A 22,212-nucleotide genomic window follows, 5' to 3' on the forward strand; every position below is an offset into this window, starting at 1 on the left:
CCTTGGCGGGCACCCCGGGTCTGACCCGCGGGAGAACGCCACTTCTGCTCGTCCGGCCGGCGCGACGGCCGGTTCTGTCGGTGGGACCCGCTACTTTGATCACGATGTCTCGTTACCGGTTGCTGTCTACGCCCGCCCAGGAGGCCGGGCTGCTGGAGCACGCCCGGCACGCTCGGTTCGTCTGGAATCTGGCAGTCGAGCAGCACGCCTGCTGGCGGCCGGGCCGAAGCGCGGCGCCTGGCTACGTCGAGCAGGCACGCCAGCTGACCGAAGCCCGGGCCGAATTCGCGTGGCTGCGAGCCGGATCCGTGACAGTGCAGCAGCAGGCTTTGCGGGACTTCGCCCAGGCTGTGCAGAACTTCTACACGGGTGTGCTCCGGCGACCTTCCTGGCGAAAAGCCGGGCGCGATGAAGGATTCCGCCAGGTTGCCCTCAAGCCTCACCACGTGCAGCGGCTCAACCGAAGGACCGGCCGGGTCTGGGTACCGAAGGTCGGCTGGGTGCGGTTTCGCTGGTCCCGCGCGGTGCCCGCGAACGTGAAATCCTATCGGATCACCCGAGATGCGGCGCATCGATGGCACGTCGCGTTCGCCTCCGTCCCCGATCCGATCCCAACCCCTGGAAACGGCGAAGTGGTCGGGGTGGATCGGGGCGTGGCGGTCTCGGCCGCGCTTTCCACCGGAGAACTTCTCACCGTACCCGGACTGACCGTTCACGAGACGCGGCGGCTTCGGCGTCTTCAGCGCCGGTTCGCGCGGTGTACGCCGGGTTCGAACCGGCGAAGCAAAGTCAAGGTCGCCATCGCGAAACTCAAGGTGCGTGAGCGGGATCGGCGCCGGGACTGGGTCGAGAAAACGAGTACCGACCTGGCTCGCCGGTTCGAGGTGATCCGGGTCGAAGACCTCGACGTCCGAGCGATGACCCGGTCGGCGAAAGGTACGCCGGACCGGCCCGGCACCCACGTGCGAGCCAAAGCCGGGTTGAACCGGGGCATCCTCGCCAGCGGCTGGGGGCTGCTCGTGTCCCGGCTGCAGTGCAAAGCAGCCGGCCGGGTGCAGAAAGTCAAGGCCGCGTATACGTCGCAGACCTGTTCGGCCTGCGGGCACCGCGCATCGGAGAACCGCAAGAGCCAAGCGGTGTTCCGGTGCGTTGCCTGCGATCACCGGGCTCATGCCGACGTCAATGCCGCACGGAACATCGCCGCCGGACGGGCGGTCACAGCACGTGGAGACCTCGGCAGCAGCCGGTCTGCGAAGCGTGAACCTCACCTTTCCACCTCCTCACGTAGGCGTTGGTCATGAGTGGAATCCCTGCCCTCAAGCGGGGAGGACGTCAAGAGATCCCCAGTTCTTCGTCGAGCACGGCGAAGAGCTCGTCGTCGGTGGCTTCGTCCAGGTCGGCGGACTCGGTGGCGGTCGAGTTCGCTTCGGTCCACTTGCGCAGCAGCGCGTCCAGGCGGGCCGTGACCTTCGCCGTCGAGCCGTTCAGCGAGCCCGCCCCCGTCAGGAGCGTCTCCAGGCGGTCGATCTCGGCCAGCAGGGAGTCCGCCGCGCCGCGGGCCGGGCCCAGCAGCGCGTGCAGCCGCTTGGCCAGCGCCGCCGGCGTCGGGTGGTCGAACACGATCGTCGCCGTCAGCTTCAGGCCGGTGAGGGCGCCCAGCTGGTTGCGCAGCTCCACCGACGTCAGCGAGTCGAAGCCCATCTCCTGGAACGCTCGTTCCGGCTCGACGAACCCGAGGCCCAGCACGGCTTTGACCTGCCCGGAGACGACCTCGAGGAGGTACGCCTCGCGCTCGGACTCCGGCAGTCCGGCCAGGCGGGCCGCGACCGCTCCGTCGGCCTTCGCGGCCGTGCGGCGGGGTGCCTGCCGGACCATGCCGCGCAGGACCGGCGGCAGCGAGTCCGCGCGGGACCGCAGGGCGGCGAGGTCCAGCTTCACCGGCGCCAGCACGGCGTCGTCGGCGACAAGGCACGCGTCGAACAGCGCGAGGGCGTCGGCGGTCGCCATCGGCGGGGTGCCGAGGCGGCGGAGACGGCGGAAGTCGGCCTCGGTCAGCTCGCCGGCCATGCCGCCGTCGTCGGCCCACGCGCCCCAGTCCAGCGACGTCGCCGGCAGGCCCTGGGCGTGGCGGTGCCGGGCCAGTTCGTCGAGGAACGCGTTGGCCGCGGCGTACCCGGCCTGCCCCGCGGCCAGCACGGTGCTCGCGGCCGAGGAGAACAGGACGAACGCGTCGAGGCCCTCGGTCAGCTCGTGCAGGTGCCAGGCGCCGTCGACCTTCGGGGCGAAGACGCGGTCGAGTTCGTCGTCGGTCAGGTTCTCGACGCGGCCGGCGGACGGGATGCCCGCGGCGTGCACGACGGCCGTCAGCGGAACGTCCTTGACCAGCTTGGCCACCGATGCGCGGTCGGTTACGTCGCAGCTCGCGATGGTGACCTCGGCGCCGAGCCTCGTCAGCTCGTCGTGCAGCTCGGTCGCTCCGGGCGCGTCGGCGCCGCGACGGCTGGAGAGCAGCAGGTGCCGGACGCCGTGGTTCGTCACCAGGTGCTTCGCGACGACGGCGCCGAGCCCGCCCGTGCCGCCGGTGATCAGGACCGTGCCACCCGCGTTCCAGCCCAGCTCGCCGGACGGCGTCGCCGCCACCAGCCGGGGGACGTAGGCCTTCCCCTCGCGGACGGCCACCTCGGGCTCGCCGGTCGCCAGGGCAGCTTCGACGTCGTCGCCGTCGATGAGCACGAACCGGCCGGGGTTCTCGGCTTCGGCCGCGCGGACCAGGCCCCAGACCGGGGCGAGGGCCGGGTCGACGTCCTCGCCGTCGACCGACACCGCGCCGCGTGTGACGACGGCCAAACGGTCTTCGGCGTTGCGGATGGCGTCGAGCACCTGGCGGGTGGCCGCGCGAGCCCGCTCCGGAGCCGTTCCGTCCACACTGGACACTTTCAGGATGGTTGCTTTGGCTTCTTCACTGCCGGTAGCGGGTTCCCAAGCGATGCGGAAGAGCGAGCTCGGGGCCAGCTTGTCGAGGGAGATCGGCCGCGCGGCCAGGGAATCGACCGTCAGCACCGGGAGCCCGGTGCTGTCCGCGATCCGCAGCGTGATGGTCTCCGGGCCGGTCGGCGACACGTGGACGCGGACCGCGCCGGTTCCGGCGGCGTGCCAGGTCGTGCCGCTGAACGCGAACGGCAGCATCGGCTTCGCGTCACCGTCCTCGGGCGCGGGGCCGAGCAGCTGGGCGTGCATCGCGGCGTCGAACAGCGCCGGGTGCAGGCCGTAGCCGCGAGCGTCTTCGGGGAGCGTGACCTCCGCGTAGACGTCGTCGCCGTGCCGCCACATCGCGCGCAGGCCCTGGAAGGCCGGGCCGTAGTCGTAACCCAGGTCCGCGAGCTGCGCGTACGGGTCTTCGAGGGGGACCTCGGCGGCTCCGGCGGGCGGCCATTCGGTGAGGTCGAACGCCGGCGCGGCCGCTTCGGCCGTGATGAACCCTTCCGCGTGGCGGATCCACGCGTCGTCGCCGTCGGGTCGCGAGTGGACGGTCAGCCGGCGGCGTCCGTCCTCTTCGGATTCGAGGGTGACCTGGAGTGCCGCACCCGTGGTCAGGGCGAGCGGAGCGTGCAGCGTCAGCTCGTCGAGCCCGGCGTAGCCGATCTCTTCGGCGGCGGCGCGGGCCAGCTCGACGAACGCCGTGCCGGGGACCAGGACCGTGCCGAGCACGACGTGGTCGGCCAGCCACGGCACGGTGTCCGCCGACAGGCGGCCGGTGAGGACGATCGTGTCGGTCTCCGGAACCCGGACGACCGCGCTGAGCATCGGGTGGGCGGCGGCCTGCTGGCCGTGGTCGCCGGCGTCGCCGGTCGCGGTGGTGGCGGGCAGCCAGTAGCGGGTGCGACGGAAGGCGTACGTCGGCACCTCGACGCGTCGCGCACCGGCGTAGAACGCTTGCCAGTCCACGGGAATCCCGCGGGCATGCAGGGCAGCGACCGCCGTCACGACGGTGTGGGTTTCGTCGCGGTCCGGGCGCACGGCCGGGATGAAGGCGAGCGAGTCGTCGTCGAGCGCGGTGCTCGCGGCGGCGGTCAGGACCGGGGCCGGGCCGATCTCGACGAACGTCCGGACGCCGTCCTCGGCGAGGGCGCGGACGCCGTCGTCGAACCGGACGGTCGCGCGGACCTGCTCCACCCAGTAGTCCGGCGAGGACAGGTCGGCGCTCGCGTCCACAGTGGACGTTATCGGAATCACCGGCTTGACATAGGTGAGCTTCTTCGCCACGGCTGCGAACTCGGCCAGCATCGGCTCCATGAGCGGCGAGTGGAAAGCGTGCGACACGCGCAGCTTCTTGGCGCGCTCGAAGTGCGCGGCGACGGCGGCGACGGCGTCCTCGGTACCCGAGACGACCAGCGAGGCCGGGCCGTTGATGGCGGCGATGCTCACGCCGTCGGTCAGCAGCGGCGTCACCTCGGCTTCGGTGGCCGGGATCGCGACCATCGCGCCACCCGCGGGCAGGGCCTGCATGAGCCGGGCGCGCGCGGCGACGAGCATGCAGGCGTCGTCGAGCGAGAGGACCCCGGCGACGTGCGCCGCGGCCAGCTCGCCGATCGAGTGGCCGAGCAGGTGGTCGGGCTTGAGGCCCCACGACTCGAGGAGCCGGTACAGCGCGACTTCGAACGCGAACAGCGCGGGCTGCGTGGAACCGGTCTGCGCCAAGGCATCGGCGTCGTCCAGGACGGCGCGGTCGAGGCCGAGCCGGGTGCACGCGGTGTCGAGGGCTTCGGCGAAGACCGGGTACTTCGTCAGCTCGCGGCCCATCCCGGCGCGCTGGGCGCCCTGGCCGGTGAAGAGGAAGGCCGTCCGGCCGGTGCCGCGGCGGTCGCGGACGACGTTCGGCGCGTCCTCGTCGTTCGCCAGCGCGGTCAGCCCGGCGCACAGTTCGTCGGGCCCGGCGCCGACGACGACGGCGCGGTAGTCCAGCGCCGAGCGGGTCGTCGCCAGCGAGAACCCGATGTCGGTCGGGTTCCCGTCGTGGTCCAGGAGCTGCCGCGCTTGCGCGGCGACGGCGTCCGCGGAATCCGCCGAGACCGGCCACGCGACCACGGGGACGCCCGCTTCGGCGGGCGCTTCTTCGACGGGCTCGGCCTGTTCGATGATGACGTGGGCGTTGGTGCCGCTGATGCCGAACGACGACACCGCGCCACGGCGGGGCCGGCCGGCCTCGGGCCAGTCGCGGGCCTCGGTGAGCAGCTCGACGGCGCCGGCCGACCAGTCGACGTGCGGCGACGGCGTGTCGACGTGCAGGGTCTTCGGCAGCACGCCGTGCCGGATGGCCTGGACGACCTTGATCACGCCGCCGACCCCGGCCGCGGCCTGGGTGTGCCCGATGTTGGACTTGAGGGAACCGAGCCACAGCGGCTCGTCCCGGCCTTGCCCGTAGGTCGCCAGCAGGGCCTGCGCTTCGATCGGGTCGCCGAGCTTGGTGCCGGTGCCGTGACCTTCGACGAGGTCGACGTCCGTCGTGGACAGTCCGGCGCCGGCGAGGGCCTGGCGGATCACGCGTTGCTGCGCGGGTCCATTGGGGACGGTCAGGCCGCTGGAGGCGCCGTCGGAGTTGACCGCGCTGCCGCGCACGACGGCGAGAACGTTGTGACCCAGGCGCTGGGCGTCGGACAGGCGCTCGGCGACGAGGACACCGACGCCTTCGCCCCAGCCCGTGCCGTCGGCACCGGCGGCGAAGGCCTTGCAGCGGCCGTCGTCGGACAGGCCGCGCTGTTCGGTGAAGTAGACGAAGGTCTCGGGCGTGGCCATGACGGTGACGCCGCCGACGAGAGCCAGCGAGCAGTCGCCGCGGCGCAGCGCCTGCGCGGCCCAGTGCAGGGCGACGAGGGAGGACGAGCACGCGGTGTCGACGCTGACGGCCGGGCCTTCCAGCCCGAGCGCGTAGGCGACCCGGCCGGACACGACGCTGCCGGCGGCCGCGTGGCCGAGGTAGTCGTGGTACATGACGCCGGCGAAGACCCCGGTGCTGCTGCCCCGCAAGGTTTCGGGCACGATACCGGCGCGCTCGAGCGCGGTCCAGGACGTCTGGAGCAGGAGTCGCTGCTGGGCGTCCATGGAGAGCGCCTCGCGGGGCGAGATCCCGAAGAACTCCGGGTCGAACTCCGCGGCGTCGTACAGGAAGCCGCCTTCGCGGGTGTTGGTGGTGCCGGGCTTCTCCCCCGCCGGGTCGTAGAGCCGGTCGAGCGGCCAGCCGCGGTCGGCGGGGAACGCGCCGATGCCGTCGGTCCCGGTGCGCACGAGCTCCCAGAGGTCTTCGGGGCTCTCGACGCCACCGGGATACCGGCAGTCCATGCCGACGATCGCGATGGGCTCGGTGTCCCGCCGCCGGACCTCCTGCAGGGCACCCTTGGCCTCCCGCAGGTCGGCGGTGGCGCGCTTGAGGTAGTCCAGCAGTTTCCGCTCGTTTTCGGCGCTCACGCCATTACCCCCGTTCCGGCGCGAGGCCGGGAAATGGCAGGAAAAACGGTACTCACGTAATCGACCACCTAACCGCGAAAGGGGTGGAAGGTGCCACGCCGAAAACGCTACCGACGGACTTTCGGCCGCCCCACCCCTAACGGCCCCACAATCAGCGGCCCCGCGGTCGCCCCTGCCCGGCTCCGGACGACGTGAATGACTCATTCATGTCGTCTGGCGACATGAATGAGTCATTCACGTCACTCGGCCGAGCTGACATCGCTGCGCGGGTCAGCTCCGCCACCACCTCGCGCGGCGCCGGCAGCGCCGCGATCTCGTCCCGCAGCGCCTCCGCCGCCCCGCGCAGCGATGTCAGCTCGGCAACGGCAGAAGCCGGACCCACCCGCCCGGCCCCCACCGCGGCGATGCGCGCGCCGATCGGCGTCTCCGTCAGCGACAGCTGCGGCAGCCCGTACGCCGCCGCCGCAAGAGCGAGCGAAGCGTCGCCGTCGTGGACGACCGCCGTGCACGTCGGCAGGACCGCCGCCGGTGGGGCCGCGTCGACCAGGCGCACGTTCGGCGGCATCGTCACGCCCGCCGGGATGCTCGCCGGGTCCGTGGCCCACACGACCTCCGCGTCCAGCCCAGCGACCGCGTCGAACACCGGCCCGGCCTGCGTCGCGTCCGTCAGCGACAGCAGCACCCGGCTGCGCCTGGCCTTGCGCCGCAACCAGCCCGGCACCTCGACCGGCCCGAAGTACGGCACGTGCCGCACCGGGCGGGCGTCGGCGACGGGATCCCGCAGCGACGGCGGCACCGTGTCGAAACCCGGACCGGATTCGTCCAGCGGACCCCGCAGCCGGACCGCCCCCGGCCCCGCCGGGACCGTCGCGTCGGACACCACCACCGCCGGCCGCCACAGTTCGGCGAACTCGGCCGGCTCGATGTCCGTTGCCACGCAGCCGGTCGTGAGGATCTCGTCGACGAACGACGGCTCGCCGGCGATCTTCACGTCGTGGCCCGCGGTCCGCAGCGCCCACGCCAGCGGGACCAGGTTGTGCAGCCGCGCGGGGGACGACGGGGCGGCCAGGAGTACGCGCATGGGATCCACTCCAGAATAGGAAACCGGGCCGGCCCGGTGCGGATAGTCGAATTCGACACTATCCACACCGGGCCGGCCCGCGAACCCCTAGAACATTCACTGCCCCGGTAAGGTCACCGCTTCGATCGGGCTCTTGCGCATCGCCAGCCGCGCGGACAGCGACGTCACCGGCCAAATGATCAGGAACACCGCGAGCACCACGGCGAGGAACACCCAGATCGGCCCCGACGGGATGATCTGGCCCGTGCTGATCGCCATCGGCAGCACCGTGAACAACGAGATGGCGATGCCGAGCACCAGACCCGCCACGGCCACGATGCCGCCCTCGATGAACAGCATCCGGCGGACCTGCCCGCGGTCCGCGCCCGCGAGCCGCTGCGCGCCGAACTCCCGGCGCCGGGCCAAAACGGCCACGGCAAGGGTGTTCACCGCCGCGATCGCCGCATACGCGATCGCCAGCACCGCCAGCAGGTAGTTGATCATCGCCTCGACGTCCGCGCCGGCCTGGAAGCTCTCCAGCAGCGCGTCGTCGCCGCCGACCGCGATGCCCGGCCAGTCCTTCAGCCGGTCGGTCAACCCCGACACCACGTCGCTGCCGTCGGCCGCCTTCACGAGCACCTGCGAAGCCATGCCGCTCGTCGTGTGCGCGGCGAGGAGATCCACCGGCAGGACCATGCTCGCGTAACTCGACGGGCTGTCGAGCAGCGCGACGACCGTGACCTGCGCCTGCGCCCCGTCGCCGAGCCGCATGGTGATCTTGTCGCCGATCTTGAGCTCGAGGTCGTCCGCGACGGCCTCCGGCAGCGCGACGGAGTCACCCCTGAGGTCCTTCAGGGACCCCTGCGTGACTTCGGTGGCGAGCACCGTGCCGCCCTGGTCCTCGGCGGAGACGCCGAGCAGGCGCAGCGGGTCGCTGCCGTTGCCGTCGTAGGGCTGCTCGATCCAGCCGGCGCTCGTCACCAGCGGCGACGCGGTCGCGACGCCCGGCGTGCTCCGGATCTGCGCGAGCGCTTCCGGCGCGATCCCGCCGGACGAGGTGCTGACCACGGCGTCGGCCTTCAGCTGGTCGGCGTAGGCGGCGATCTGCGCCTTCTGCGCCGTCGTCTCCGAGTACACGTTGCCGAGCGCGACGGCCGTGGCCAGCGTGATCGGCGTGAGCACCGCGGCGAAGGCCACCGCCCGCGCCCGCGAGTTGATCACCGCGAGCGTGGCGTCCCGGCCCGCGATCCGCCGGACGAACGGGCCGAAGCGGTCCGCCACGTACGCCATGATCTCCGGGCCCAGCAAGGCAACCGCGATGGCGCCGGTCAGCACCGCCGGGCCGCCGATCGCGCTGGCGGTGTCGGCCGGCATGAACAGCGTGGTGCCGGCGAGCAGCACCGTCGCGACCCCGAAGACCACGGCTCCCATGCGCCGCAACGGGTTCACCTTGGCGTTCGGGATCGACGCCTCGGCCAGCGCCTGGATCGGCCGGGCCCGCGACGCGGCCAGCGCGGCGAACCACGCGGCGGCGTAGACGATCACGAGCGTGGCGACGACCCCCGCGCCGAACGCGATGATGTCCTGCCGGAACACCAGCTCGTCGGGCACGATGCCGATCGACATGCTGGTGTCGAAGATCCGGTTGCCGAGCAGGCTGCCCGCGACCACGCCGCACAGCGCGGCGACCGCGCCGACGGCCATGGTCTCGGCGACCACCATCCGGTGCACCTGCTTCGGCGTCGCCCCGGTGGCCCGCAGCAGCGCGAGCTCCTGCTGGCGCTGGCGCACGGTGAGGCTGATCGTCGCGGAGACGACCAGCGCCATGACCACCAGCACCATGCCGCCGAACACCGCGGCCAGCAGGATGAGCGGGAGCCGGCTGCCGTCGACGCCGAGGAACTCCGCCGAACCGCGGTCGTCCCCGGTCAGCACGCTGACGCCGGGCACCTGCTCCGCGACGCGCGCCGCGAGCTCGCCCGCGTCCACGCCCTCGGCCGGGAACACCCCGGCCAGGTCGGCGCGGCCCTGGTGCGGCGAAAACTGCTGCGCGTCCGGAGCGGAGAAGAAGTACGCCGGCGCCTTGACGGTCTGGCCCGGTTCCGCGACACCAGAGACGGTGAAGGTCAGCTTCCGGCCGTCGATCGCGAGGTCGACGGGCGAGCCCGCCTTCAGCCCGGCCGCTTCCGCGGTGGCCGAGTCGACGACGACCTGGCCCGGCGCCTGCGGCTGGGTGCCGTCGCGCAGGACGTACCCGCCGAGCGACGCCGAGTCCCAGCCGTGTCCGGAAAGGACGGACGTGCCCTCGGGCGCGCCGTCCTTCAGCAGCACCGCCGGGAACGAGACGTCCGGGACGACGCGCTGGACCCCTTGCACCGCACCGATCTTGACGAGCTGGTCCGCGGCGAGCCCGGCGCGCTCGGCGTACGGGACGGTCTCGGACTCTTCGTCCGGCAGCTTGAACGCCGACGAACCGCCGACCACGACCGGCGTCGCGGCGAGCCGCTGCGGCTGCGCCTGCAGCACGATCGCCGTCTCGAACAGCCCGGCGCACGCGATGAGCAGGCCGCAGCCGATCAGGATCGCGACGAAGGACGCCAGGGACGCGGCCGCGCGGTAGCGCAGGCTCGCCAGCGCCAGGTTGAGCACCACCCGCCGCGAACTCACCGCTGCCCCTTTGCCTGCTTGGCCCGGGCGCCCAGCTGGGCCAGGGTCGACGCGACGGCCTCGACGCTGGGCGTCGCCATCTGCGTGACGATCTGGCCGTCGACGAGGAAGAGCACGTTGTCCGCGAAGGACGCGGCGACCGGGTCGTGGGTGACCATCACGATGGTCTGGCCCGCGCTGACCAGCTCGCGCATCAGGTTCAGCACCTCGAGCGCGGTGTTCGTGTCGAGCGCGCCGGTCGGCTCGTCGGCGAAGACCACCGAGGGCCGGCCGGCGAGCGCTCGGGCGATCGCGACGCGCTGCTGCTGGCCGCCGGACAGCTCGCCCGGGCGGTGCTTGACGCGCTGGGTCAGCCCGACGCGCGCGATCACCTCGTCGACCCGCTTCCGGTCCGGCTCGCGGCCGGCCAGCAGCGTCGGCAGGGTGACGTTCTGCTCGACGTTCAGCGCCGGCATCAGGTTGAAGGACTGGAAGATGAACGCGACGTGCTGACGGCGCAGCTCGGTCAGCTTCGTCTCGCTCTTGCCCTTGAGGTCGGTGCCGACGAGCGTCACGCGGCCGGAGCTCGGCTTGTCGAGGCCCGCCGCGCAGTGCAGCAGCGTGCTCTTGCCGGACCCCGACGGGCCCATCACCGCGGTGAAGGTGCCGGCCGGGAAGCTGACGGTGACCCCGGCCAGCGCTTCGACCGCGCTTTCGCCGGAACCGTAGGTCTTGTGCACCGCGTCCAGCTGGACCGGCGACTCGACGGAAGTCATCGTGGGCACGTCGTTCACTCCGATCCTTCCCGGGCGCGGCGCGCCGGGTCGAGGTACCACCACGCGGCCAGGACGATCCCGCCGCCGACGATCGTCCACAGCCAGAACGGCGCCTTGAACGACATGCTGATCAGGCTCATGAGCAGCCAGATCACGAACTGGATGCCGCCGACGACCGCCCACACGACCGTGACGACGCGGCGGGCGAGACCGCCGCTGAACCGGGTTCCTTCTGTGCTCTCGGGCATCCATCTCCCCCTGTCGACGTCCGGCCGCACGGTCGGATTAATCGTGTAAGGCTTACACAGTTTAGCGCAGTACCGCCGAACGGGGAAGCCGGGCCCCGGTTAGGGGGCGACGCGCATGCGGCGGTCCCAGTCCCGGATCCCCCACACGCCGACGGCCAGGACGCCGCCGCCGAGCACCACCCAGACCAGCCACAAGGGGTCCCACTGGCCGCCGATCAGCCCGATGAGCAGCCAGACGACGAAGTTGGCGAGGCTGACGAACGCCCACAGCGCGCCCGCGATCCGGGGTGCGGCGTCGAGGGCGGCCGGCGCGGCCGAGCCGGACGCGCCCGCGACCGCGGCCCGCAGCGCGGCCTGGGTGGTGGCCAGCCGGACGCGGGCGAGCCGCCGGGCGGCCTCCCCGCCGTCGTAGGCGCCGGTGGCCCGGCCGTGTTCGATCTCGGTGGCCGCCAGCTTCCGGTCCAGCTCGGTGACCCGGCCCAGCCCGAACCGGCTGCTCTCGCTCACAAGCACTCGCCCCCAGCTCCGATTAGTGTAAGACTTGCACAGTTTACTGATACGGACCGCGGAGCGATAGATGGTGATCCAACCCGAGCCGGACGACCGTCCGGACCTGCCGCCCGGGCTGGCCCCGGCGTGGGGTGCCGCGCCGCGGCCCCGCCGTGGCCCCAAGCCGTCGCACAGCCTGGACCGGATCGTCGCGGCCGCCGTCGAGCTCGCCGACGCCGACGGGCTGACGGCGGCGTCGCTGCCCAACATCGCCGCTTCGGTCGGGCTGACCACCAACGCCCTGTACCGGTACGTCGGGTCGAAGGACGAGCTGCTGGTGCTGCTGGGGGACGCGGGGTTCGGGCCACCGCCGCCGTTGTCGCCTGACGCGGACTGGCGCGGTGCGGCACGGGAGTGGGTCCACGCGGCGCTGGAGCGTTATCGGGGCCGGCCGTGGTTGTTGGACCTGCCGTCGCGGGGTAGTGCGGTGACGCCGCATCGGCTGCGGTGGGTCGAGCAGCTGCTGGCCGTCTTGGCCGAGGCCGGGTTGTCCGATGTGGACGCTCTCGGGTGTGCGTTGCTGGTGGGTGACTTCGCTCGTGCCACGGCTGATCGGTTGCGGGCGCGTGCTGATCCCGACTCGGCGGACTCGACGGCGCGGGTTTCGGATGTACGCGCGTTTTTGCGGCCGTTGCTTGTGGAGGGCGGTTATCCGTACTTGGCCGCGCTTGCTGCTCGGGGCGAGTACCCGGGGGTGGGTGCGGTGGGGTTCGGGTTGGAGCGGGTGCTCGACGGGATCGCCGGGCTGTTGAGCGCCTCCCGCGCTTGAGCGGTCGCGGCTTGAAGTGACGTGAATGACTCATTCATGTCGCCAGGCGACATGAATGAGTCATTCACGTCGTTTCGCCGGGCCGCCCGCCTATCCCGCGGCGCGAGAAGGGCGGCCCCCGCAAGGGAGGATGGACGGCGCCCCCGAGGGGGAGGGAGGAGGCGCCGCCCTGGTCTGTCTGCCGCCGGCCGTGAGTGTTCAGGGCAGTCAGAACTGCCCTGAACACTCACGACGGGGTCAGGCGAGGGTGGCCAGCCAGGTGTCGACCGCCTCGGCCGTTGTCTCGGCATCCGTGTCCACCAGGCTGAAGTGGTCGCCCGGCACCGTCACCTTCGCGTCCGCGCGACTCCACGTCGAGCGCCACGAATCGTCGGACGGCGCCGCACCAAGAGCCGCGAAGCGGTTTTCCGGGCGGACCAGCACCGTCGGGGCCGCCACCTCACCGAGCACCGCCGACTCCAGCAGCCCCAGGTAGTGGGCCATCGCCGTGAGCTTGTCGCGGTCGAACGGGCCGAACTGCTCCTCGCGCTCGATCATGCCCGACGCCATGTCCGCCACCGTGTCCGCCGTGGACTCGCCGCCGGCGTCCATCTCGTAGCTGTCGAGCAGGACCACTGCCGCCGGGGCGAAACCGGCCTTCTCCAGCCGCGCCGCCAGCGCGTACGCCAGCACCCCGCCGGACGAGTACCCCAGCAGCGCGAACGGCTGGTCGGCCGCCCCGAGCCGGGCGCTCTCCTCCAGGACCTCCAGCAGCGCGTCGACGTCGGCCGGCACCGGCTCGCCCGTGCGGAACCCGGGCGTCGGCAGCGCGGACACCCCGCGCCGGCCGCGGAACCGGGCCGCGAGCTTCGCGTACTGGTACTCCCCGCCCAGCGCCGCCGGCGACGGGACGGCCAGCAACCGCGGGCCGTCCGGCCCATCGGCGAGCGAAATCGGCCGGGGCACCGAGCCGAGCCCGGCGACGCCGGTGAACTTCGGCCGCAGATTCGCCGCGGCACCCAGCAGCGCGATGCCGTTTTCGACCTGGCCGCCGCGGACCGCCTCGACGAACAGCTCCTTCACCGGGTCTCCACCGGAAACGGCCGGTGCGTTGCTCAACAGCTCCAGCAGGTGCGCGGCCAGCGCCGCCGGAGTCCCGAGGTCGAACACCGCCGACCCCGCCAGGGTGACCCCGGTCGTCTCCGCGATCCGGTTCCGCAGCTTCAACGCCGTCAGCGAGTCGAAGCCGAACTCCAGGAAGTGCGCGTCCGGGTCGATCGCGTCCGCGCCGGCGTACCCCAGCAGCCCGGCCGCTTCGGCCAGGACGAACCGCTGCACGCCCTCTTCGGTCCGTTCGAAAGAGACGGGGGCCTCGGTGCGCGGCGCGGGCAGCTCGTGCTCCCCGATCGCGTGGCGCGCCTCCATGTCGACGGCCGGCCAGTAACGGTCGCGGTGGAACGCGTAGTCCGGCAGCGGCACCGTCTTCGCGGCGCGTCCGGCGAACATCCGCGTCACGTCGAGCCCGGCGCCCGTCACATGCAGCCGGCCGGCGGCCTGCAGCACCGAGCGCACCGTCGGGAGCCCACCCAGGTCCAGGGTGTGCGTCGCCTCGAACTCCGGGACCGCCGCGGCCCGCGCCCAGTGCTCCGGGTCGCGGAAGTCGACGGCGGACGCCAGCGGAACGCGCGGTTCGTCGTAGGTCAGCTCCCCCGCGATCTCCGCCAGCTCTTCGAGCAGGTCGTCTTCCAGGGGTCCCTCGGCCATCAGCTGTCCTCGGTTGGCGACGAGCTTGACGGCGTCCGCCAGGGACAGCACGCCGGCCAGGTGCGCGGCGGCGATTTCGCCGGCGCCGACGCCGGCCAGCAGGTCGGGCCGCTGGCCCCAGCTTTCGAAGAGACGGGCCAGCGCGACGCCGAAGGTGAACGCCGCAGCCTGCGCGAACTCGGTCCGCTCGAACAGCTGCGAGGCCGCCGTTCCCGCGGAAGCGAACACCACCTCGCGCAGTGAGCGCCCGAGATAGGTGTCGAAACCGCTCGCCACCCGGTCGAATTCCCGGGCGAACACGGGGAAGGCAGCGTGAAGTTCAGCAACCCCTGCTACCCCGTCGCCGGGGAGCAGGAAGGCCGTCGTGCCACCGGGACGCGCCCGGCCCGTGACGTCCAATGTGGACAGTGCACCGCGGATCTCGTCGAGGTCGGCGCCGACGACCGCGGCGCGGTGGGAGAACAGCGGCCGCCGCTGAGCCAGCGAGTAAGCGACATCCAGCAAGTTCGACGACGAATCCAGCTGCGCGAGCAGTGCCCGCGCCTGGTCCGGCAGCGCCGCGGGCGTCCGGGCCGAAAGGACCAGCGGCGGCAGCACGCCACCGGTGTCCGCGACCGGTTCGCTCGCGACGGTCTCGACGGCCGGAGCCTGCTCGAGGATCACGTGCGCGTTGGTCCCGCTGTACCCGAACGCCGACACCGCCGCGCGACGCGGCCGCGAGGCCTCGGGCCACGGCCGGGCCTCGTCGAGCAGCCGGACGGTCCCGGCGGACCAGTCGACGTCGGCCGTCGGCTCCGCAGCGTGCAGCGTGGCGGGCAGCAGGCCGTGCCGCATCGCCTGCACCATCTTGATCACGCCGGCGACGCCCGCCGCGGCCTGCGTGTGGCCGATGTTGGACTTCACCGAACCCAGCCACAGCGGCTCGCCCGCGCGGTTCTTGCCGTAGGTGGCCAGCAGCGCGCCGGTCTCGATCCGGTCGCCCAGCGGCGTGCTGGCGCCGTGCCCTTCGACGGCGTCCACTTCGGACGGTTCGAGCCCGGCGGTGGCCAGTGCCCGGCGGATCAGCCGTTCCTGGGCCGAGCCGCTCGGCGCGGTGAGGCCGTTGGACGCGCCGTCGGCGTTGACAGCGCTGGACTTGACGACGGCGAGGACGTCGTGGCCGTGGCGGCGCGCGTCGGACAGCCGCTCCACCACCAGGACGCCGACGCCTTCGCCCCAGCCGAAACCGTCGGCCGCGGCGGAGTAGGGCTTGCAGCGGCCGTCGCGGGCCACCGCGCCGTCCACGAACTGCGCGAACGGCGCCGGCGAGACCAGCGCGGACACGCCGGCGACCAGCGCCAGTGAGCAGTCCCCGCCCCGCAGCGCCTGTGTGGCCTGGTGCAGCGCGACCAGCGAGGACGAGCACGCGGTGTCGACCGACACGGCCGGGCCTTCGAGGCCGAACGCGTAGGCGACACGACCGGAGACCACGCTGCTCAGCGCGCCCGAGCCCCGGTAGAGCCCGCCGCCGTGGGCCAGCGCGTCACCCGGGTCGTAGTCGGACTGCATGACGCCGACGAAGACGCCGGTGGTGCTGCCCTTGAGCGACAAGGGGTCCACGCCGGCGTTCTCCAGCGCGACCCAGGAGGACTCGAGCAGCATCCGCTGCTGCGGGTCCATCATCACGGCCTCGTTGGGGCTGATGCCGAAGAACGCGGCGTCGAAGTCGGTGGCGTCGTGGACGAACCCGCCCTGTGGGGTGCCGCCGTCCGGCGCGACCTGGGGCAACCAGTGCTCCATGTCCCACGCGCGGTCTTCGGGGAAGGCGGTGATGCCGTCGCCGCCCGCGGCGACCAGCTGCCACAGCGCGTCGGGGCTGTCGGCGCCGCCGGGGAACCGGCAGGCCATGCCGACGATCGCGATCGGCTCGTCGGCCCCGGCAGCGGTCACGACCTCCTCGGGCTCCCCCGCGTCGGCGAGGTCGCCCAGCAGCGACTCGTGCAGGTGGGCGGCGAGCTCGCCCGCGGTCGGGTGGTCGAAGACGAGCGTCGCGGTCAGGCTGAGGCCGGTGGCCTCGTTGAGCGCGTTGCGCAGTTCGACCGCGGTCAGCGAGTCGAACCCGAGGTCCTTGAACGCGCGGTCGGCGTCGACCAGGTCGGCCGAGCCGTGGCCGAGCACCGCGGCCGCGTGCTTGACCACCAGGTCGCGCAGGTGATCGAGGCGCTTGTCCGCGGGCAGCCGGATCAGCTTGCCCAGCAGCGAATCCGCGCCCGCCTCGCGGTCGGACACCGTCCGCCGCGCCGCCGGGACGAGCCCGCGCAGCAGGTCGGGGACGCCGCCGGCGTCGCGCCACGCGGGCAGGTCGAGCTTGATCGGGACGTACAGGTCGCCCGCCGCCCCGACCGCGGCGTCGAACAGCGCCAGGCCCTCGTCGACGCCGAAGGCGCCGAGGCCGCGCTTGCCGTTCGTTTCGCCGGCCATGCCGGCCGCCGACTCCCACATGCCCCACGCCAGCGAGTGCGCCGGCTTGCCCTCGGCGCGGCGCACCGCGGCGAGCGCGTCCAGGAAGGCGTTGGCGGCGGCGTAGTTCGCCTGGCCGGGCGCGCCGAGCACGCCGGCGGCCGAGGAGAACGTGACGAACGCGGTCAGGTCGCCGGCCAGCTCGTGCAGGTGCCAGGCGGCCAGGGCCTTCGGGTCGAAGACGCCGTCGATGCGCTCCGGCGTCATCGAAGCGAGGACGCCGTCGTCGAGCACGCCGGCCGCGTGGACGACCGAGGTGATCGGGTGCTTCTTCAGCAGGGCACGGGCCTTGGCGCGGTTCGCGAGGTCGGCGGCCACGACGGTCGCCGACGCGCCCAGCTCCGCCAGCTCGGCGACCAGTTCGGCCGCACCCTCGGCGTCCGGGCCGCGGCGGCTGACGAGCACGAGGTCCTTGACACCGTGCTGCCGCACGAGGTGCTTCGCGACTACCTTGCCCAGCGCGCCGGTGCCGCCCGAGATGAGCACCGTGCCCCACTCGGGGGCTTCGCCGGCTTCGGGCGTCGCACGGGCGAGCCGCGGCACGGTCACTTCGCCGTCCACGACGCGGACCGACGTCTCGTCGGCGGTGGCGATCGCGGCCAGCTGCTCCGGCGTCGCGGTGCCTTCGACGAGCACGATCCGGCCCGGGTTCTCGACCTGTGCCGAGCGGACGAGCCCGGCGACGGCGGCGCCGGCCAGGTCGCCGTGGGTCACCACGACCAGCCGATCCGGCCCGGCCAAGCGGTCCTTGAGCTCGGACAGTGCACTGTGGACGGCCTTCTTCGCCGCGGCCGCCGTGGTCCCCGGGGCGACCTCGTACACCGCGACGTCCTCGGTGCTTCCGGGAAGCGTCGCCGGGGCCCAGTCGATCCGGTACAGGGAGTCGGTGCTCGCCGGCACCGCGCGGGCCGCGGCCAGCTGCTCCTCGCTGATCCGGCGCAGGCCCAGCGCGCCGACCCGGGCGACCGGGGCGCCCGCCGAGTCGGCCAGCCGCAGCTCGACCGTCTGGTCCCCGGTCGGGTGGACCTGCACCCGCAGCGAAGACGCGCCCGCGGCCAGCAGTTCGACGTCGGACCAGGAATAGGGCAGCGTGGTGCCCTCCCCCGCCGCGCCGCTGAGGCCGATGGCGTGCAGCGTCGCGTCGAAGACCGCCGGGTGCAGGCCGAACGCTTCGGCGCCGAGGCGCTCCTGCTCGGGCAGGGCGACTTCGGCGAAGACGTCGTCGCCGAGCCGCCAGGCCGCGCGCAGGCCCTGGAAGACCGGGCCGTACTCCATACCGGCTTCGGCCAGCAGCTCGTACATGCCCTCGATGTCGACGACCTCGGCGCCGGCCGGCGGCCACGCGCTCAGGTCGAACGTCGCTCCGGCCGTGGCGGGTTCCAGGGTGCCGTCGGCGTGCCGGGCCCAGCCGCCGGTCGCGGCGAGGTCGTCCGGTCGCGAATGGACACTGATCTTGCGGGACCCGTCGGCGGCGGGCGTGCCGATCCGCACCTGGATCCGCGCGGCGCCCTTCGCGGGCAGCACCAGCGGGGCGTGCAGGGTCAGGTCGCGGACGCGGCCGCAGCCGGCCTCGTCGCCCGCGCGGACGGCCAGCTCGACGAACGCCGTACCGGGCAACAGGATCGCGCCCCCGACGACGTGGTCGTCGAGCCACGGGTGGGTGGCCGCGGAGATCCGGCCGGACAGCACCACGCCGTCGGCGTCGGCCAGCAGCGTGGCCGCGCCGAGCAGGGGGTGGTCGACGGGGTCGAGGCCGAGCGAGGAGAGGTCGCCGGAGTCGGACGACACCTCCAGCCAGTAGCGCTGGTGCTGGAAGGCGTAGGTCGGCAGGTCCGCGCGGGTCGCGCCGCGGGCGGCGAAGTGCGCGGACCAGTCCGGCACGACGCCGCGGACGTGCAGGCCGGCCAGCGCGGTGGCGAGCGCGACGTCCTCGGGGACGTCCCGGCGCTGGGCCGCGACGGCGACGGCGGTGTCCGGGGTGGACTGCGGGACGACCGCGGTCAGCGGCGCGTCCGGGCCCAGCTCGAAGAACCGGTTGACGCCCTCGGCGGCCAGCGCGCGCACCGCGTCGGCGAACCGGACCGGCTGCCGGACGTTGCGCACCCAGTACTCGGGGTCGGTCAGCTCGGCCGAGACCTCCGCGCCGGTGACGCTGGAGACGACGGTCAGTTCGGGCTGCGTGTAGGTGAGCGTCTTCGCGACGGCGCGGAACTCGGCGAGCATCGGCTCCATCAGGCGCGAGTGGAACGCGTGCGAGACCTTCAGCCGCGTCGTCCGCCGGCCGGCTTCGACGAACTTGTCGCCGATCGCGATGACGGCGGCCTCGTCGCCGGACAGGACGACCGAGCGCGGGCCGTTGACGGCGGCGACGTCGACCGTCCCTTGTGGATCGTGGGCGGCGACCTCGTCGGGCGTCCCTTCGACGGCGACCATCGCCCCACCGCCGGGCAGGGCCTGCATCAGCCGCCCGCGGGCGGCGACGAGCTTGGCCGTGTCGGCGAGGGACAGCACACCGGCGCAGTGCGCGGCCGCGAGTTCGCCGATGGAGTGGCCGCACACGGCGTCCGGGACCAGGCCCCACGACTCGACGAGCCGGAACAGCGCGACCTCGAAGGCGAACAGCGCGGCCTGGGTGTTTCCGGTCTGCGCCAGGGCGTCGGCGTCGGTGTCGATCACTTCGCGGATCGGGCGGTCGAGGTGCTGGTCCAGCTCGGCGCAGGCTTCGGCGTACGCCTCGGCGAACCGCGGGTACGCGGCGGCCAGCTCGCGGCCCATGCCGGGCCGCTGGGAACCCTGGCCGGAGAACAGGAATCCGGCGCTCGTCTCACCCCGGGCGACGCCGGTCAGCGCGCCCGGCTCGCCGTCGGCGAACCCGCGCAGCGCGGCCAGCAGCTCCTCGCGGTCGCGGCCGACGACGGCGGCGCGGTGGTCGAGGTGCGTGCGCCCGGCGGCCAGCGTGCGGGCGACGTCGAGCGGCTCCGCCTGCGTGTCGGCGAGGTGCCCGGCGAGCCGCGCGGCCTGCGCCCGCAGCGCCTGCGGCGTCCGTCCGGAAAGGACGAACGGGATCGTGGCGGTGTCGCGCGGGGTCTCCTCGGCATCTTCCGGGTCCGGGGCTTCCTCGATGATGACGTGCGCGTTGGTGCCGCTCAGGCCGAAGCACGAAACGGCGCCGCGGCGCGGGTGGCCGTTGCGCTCCCACGACCGGCGCTCGGTGAGCAGCTCGACCTGGCCGGCGCTCCAGTCGACCTGCCGGGTCGGCTGGTCGACGTGCAGTGTCTGCGGCAGCACACCGTTGTTCAGGGACAGGACGATCTTCAGCACGCCGGCGACACCGGACGCGGCCTGCGTGTGGCCGACGTTCGACTTGACGGATCCCAGCCACAGCGGGGAGTTCTCGGGCCGGCCCTGGCCGTAGGTCGCCAGCAGTGCGCCGGCCTCGATCGGGTCGCCGAGCTTCGTCGCGGTTCCGTGCGCCTCGACGACGTCGACCTCGTCGGGGGTGACGCGGGCGTTGGCGAGCGCCTGGCGGATCACGCGCTGCTGGGCCGGACCGTTGGGCGCGGTCATGCCGTTGGACGCGCCGTCCTGGTTGATCGCGGTGCCGCGGACGATCGCGAGCACGGGGTGGCCGTTGCGGCGGGCGTCGGAAAGCTTTTCCACCAGCAGCATCCCGCAGCCCTCGGACCAGCCGGTGCCGTCGGCGGAGTCGGCGAAGGCGCGGCAGCGGGCGCTGCGGGCGAGCGTGCCGTCGAGGCTGAACTCGACGAAGGTGCGCGGCGTCGACATCACCGAGACACCGCCCGCCAGCGCGAGTGAGCACTCGCCGGAGCGCAGGGCCTGCACGGCCATGTGCAGCGCGACCAGCGACGACGAGCACGCCGTGTCGATGGTGACGGCGGGGCCTTCCAGGCCGAAGGTGTAGGCGAGCCTGCCGGAGATGACGCCGGAGGAGCCGTAGCTGCCCTGGTAGTTGTGGTACATCGTGCCGGCGAAGACGCCGGTGGGGCTGCCCTTCACCGAGTGCGGCGCGATGCCCGCGCGTTCGAAGGCCTCCCAGGAGGTTTCCAGCAGGAGCCGTTGCTGCGGGTCCATGAGCAGGGCCTCGCGCGGGCTGATGCCGAAGAGGTCGGCGTCGAAGTCCAGTGCGTCGTGCAGGAAACCGCCTTCGCGCACGTAGCTCGAACCGGGGCGCTCGCCGGCGGGGTCGTAGAGGCGTTCGAGGTCCCAGCCGCGGTTGGCGGGGAACTCGCCGATCGCGTCGACGCCTTCGTCGAGGATGCGCCAGAACTGTTCCGGGGTGGTGGCGCCGCCGGGGAACCGGCACGCCATGCCGATGATCGCGATCGGTTCCCGCGCGGCTTCGGTCAGCCGCCGGTTCTTCTCGCGCAGCCGTTCGCTCTCCTTGAGGGAGGCACGGAGCGCACCGACCAGCTTGTCTTCGGAGTTGCCCACGAGTCCTCTTTCCTTCCACGTCGCCTGCGCTGGAAAGGGGGATCGCGCACCCCCACAGCAATGCGACCGACGATACGAGCGCGCGGCGGCCGCACCCACCCCTAACGGCCCCGGTTGCGGCGGAAACCGCGCCCCTAAGCACGGGAGCGGAACCGTCCGCCGCGGCCGCGGGCCACCCCGCCAAGGTCCGCTTTAGACGGTCTTTAGGGGTTGTCGGTCGTGCCACGCGGATGTCAGATTTCCGGGAGACATTTCCGCTCGTGTTGCCGTGCGACGGCACTTCCATTCAGCACCAAGACTGGGGATCCGGTATGCACAGGAAAATTCGCAAACTGCTGGTCGTGGGAGCGCACGGCGACGACGAGACGCTCGGCGCGGGCGGCACCATCGCCCGGCTCGCCGACGAAGGCGTGTCGGTCTCGCTCTGCATCCTGACCAACGACGACGGCTCGCGGTCGCCGAACGGCGCCGGGGTCGTCAACCGCACCGCCGCGATCGAGCTGGCCGCCAAGACGCTCGGCATCGAACGCGTGCGCATCCACGAGTTCGGGGACAACCGCCTCGACACCGTCAGCCACCTCGAGCTCAACCGGATGGTGGAGAACGAGGTCCGCGACTTCGAGCCCGACACGATCCTCACCACCAGCATGTGCGACCTGAGCACCGACCACGCGCTGGTCAGCCGGGCCGCCCGGGTGGCGGGCCGGCCGGGCAAGGGCAGCGTGCAGGAGGTGCGGACCTTCGAGATCCGGTCCGCCACCGACGTCGGCGAGGCGTCCGGGCTGCCGGTCACCTTCCGCCCCAACTGCTGGCAACGCCTCGAGGACTCGCACGTCGACCGCAAGATCGAAGCCCTGCGCGCGTACGGCAAGGAACTCGAGCCGTGGCCGCACCCCCGCAGCGAGCGGGGCGTCCGCGCACTGGCCGAGTACCGCGGTTCGCAGATCTCCACCGGCCTCGCCGAAGCCTTCGAAATCGTCCGGGTCGTGCACTGACCTTCGTCCCATT

Annotated in this window: 8 protein-coding genes and 2 pseudogenes; 3 read left to right on the forward strand and 7 right to left on the reverse strand. The window is 72.8% G+C overall.

Annotation, left to right across the window (positions count from 1 at the left end):
• Nucleotides 1-104: 104 nt before the first annotated feature.
• A complete protein-coding gene (locus tag ABFJ78_RS31870; protein WP_436390293.1) occupies nt 105-1,301 on the forward strand; it encodes an RNA-guided endonuclease InsQ/TnpB family protein in 1,197 nt (398 codons plus the stop codon).
• A 31-nt stretch (nt 1,302-1,332) separates the two neighbouring features.
• Here the strand turns inward: ABFJ78_RS31870 and ABFJ78_RS31875 are convergent.
• The 6 genes and pseudogenes from ABFJ78_RS31875 to ABFJ78_RS31900 form a co-directional block, all read right to left on the reverse strand.
• Nucleotides 1,333-6,438: pseudogene (locus ABFJ78_RS31875) on the reverse strand (type I polyketide synthase); the annotation flags it as partial.
• Between the two features lie 175 nt (nt 6,439-6,613).
• Nucleotides 6,614-7,543, reverse strand: coding sequence for a nucleotide disphospho-sugar-binding domain-containing protein (locus tag ABFJ78_RS31880; RefSeq protein WP_436390295.1), 930 nt, complete (start codon nt 7,541-7,543; stop codon nt 6,614-6,616).
• A 96-nt stretch (nt 7,544-7,639) separates the two neighbouring features.
• Nucleotides 7,640-10,189 carry an ABC transporter permease gene (locus ABFJ78_RS31885; RefSeq protein WP_436390297.1) on the reverse strand — a complete coding sequence of 850 codons (2,550 nt, stop codon included), beginning with the start codon at nt 10,187-10,189 and terminating at the stop codon, nt 7,640-7,642.
• The gene (locus ABFJ78_RS31890; protein WP_436390299.1) at nt 10,186-10,944 is read right to left on the reverse strand and encodes an ABC transporter ATP-binding protein; all 759 of its coding nucleotides are present in this window, start codon (nt 10,942-10,944) and stop codon (nt 10,186-10,188) included. The genes ABFJ78_RS31885 and ABFJ78_RS31890 overlap by 4 nt, the downstream gene beginning before the upstream one ends.
• A 14-nt stretch (nt 10,945-10,958) precedes the next feature.
• Entirely contained in the window at nt 10,959-11,192 is a 234-nt protein-coding gene (locus ABFJ78_RS31895; protein ID WP_436390300.1) for a hypothetical protein, read from the reverse strand.
• Between the two features lie 99 nt (nt 11,193-11,291).
• Nucleotides 11,292-11,699, reverse strand: a complete 408-nt coding sequence (locus tag ABFJ78_RS31900; protein WP_436390302.1) for a hypothetical protein — start codon at nt 11,697-11,699, stop codon at nt 11,292-11,294.
• A gap of 70 nt (nt 11,700-11,769) precedes the next feature.
• Here ABFJ78_RS31900 and ABFJ78_RS31905 point away from each other — a divergent pair, with 70 nt between their 5' ends.
• Entirely contained in the window at nt 11,770-12,510 is a 741-nt protein-coding gene (locus tag ABFJ78_RS31905) for a TetR/AcrR family transcriptional regulator (RefSeq protein WP_436390303.1), read from the forward strand.
• Between the two features lie 237 nt (nt 12,511-12,747).
• Here the strand turns inward: ABFJ78_RS31905 and ABFJ78_RS31910 are convergent.
• Nucleotides 12,748-21,204, reverse strand: a pseudogene (locus ABFJ78_RS31910) (SDR family NAD(P)-dependent oxidoreductase); the annotation flags it as partial.
• Between the two features lie 311 nt (nt 21,205-21,515).
• Between ABFJ78_RS31910 and ABFJ78_RS31915 the strand changes: the two are divergent.
• Nucleotides 21,516-22,199: a PIG-L deacetylase family protein gene (locus tag ABFJ78_RS31915; RefSeq protein WP_436390305.1), complete on the forward strand. Its 684-nt coding sequence runs from the start codon at nt 21,516-21,518 to the stop codon at nt 22,197-22,199.
• Nucleotides 22,200-22,212: the final 13 nt, after the last annotated feature.

It is taken from the genome of Amycolatopsis sp. MEPSY49 (assembly GCF_051337345.1).
Taxonomy (GTDB): domain Bacteria; phylum Actinomycetota; class Actinomycetes; order Mycobacteriales; family Pseudonocardiaceae; genus Amycolatopsis.

Bases quoted from the DNA above. Each gene is read 5' to 3' on its own strand.
- ABFJ78_RS31890 (WP_436390299.1), bottom strand. From the start codon at position 10,944: ATGACTTCCGTCGAGTCGCCGGTCCAGCTGGACGCGGTGCACAAGACC.
- ABFJ78_RS31870 (WP_436390293.1), top strand. From the start codon at position 105: ATGTCTCGTTACCGGTTGCTGTCTACGCCCGCCCAGGAGGCCGGGCTG.
- ABFJ78_RS31905 (WP_436390303.1), top strand. From the start codon at position 11,770: ATGGTGATCCAACCCGAGCCGGACGACCGTCCGGACCTGCCGCCCGGG.
- ABFJ78_RS31895 (WP_436390300.1), bottom strand. From the start codon at position 11,192: ATGCCCGAGAGCACAGAAGGAACCCGGTTCAGCGGCGGTCTCGCCCGC.
- ABFJ78_RS31915 (WP_436390305.1), top strand. From the start codon at position 21,516: ATGCACAGGAAAATTCGCAAACTGCTGGTCGTGGGAGCGCACGGCGAC.
- ABFJ78_RS31880 (WP_436390295.1), bottom strand. From the start codon at position 7,543: ATGCGCGTACTCCTGGCCGCCCCGTCGTCCCCCGCGCGGCTGCACAAC.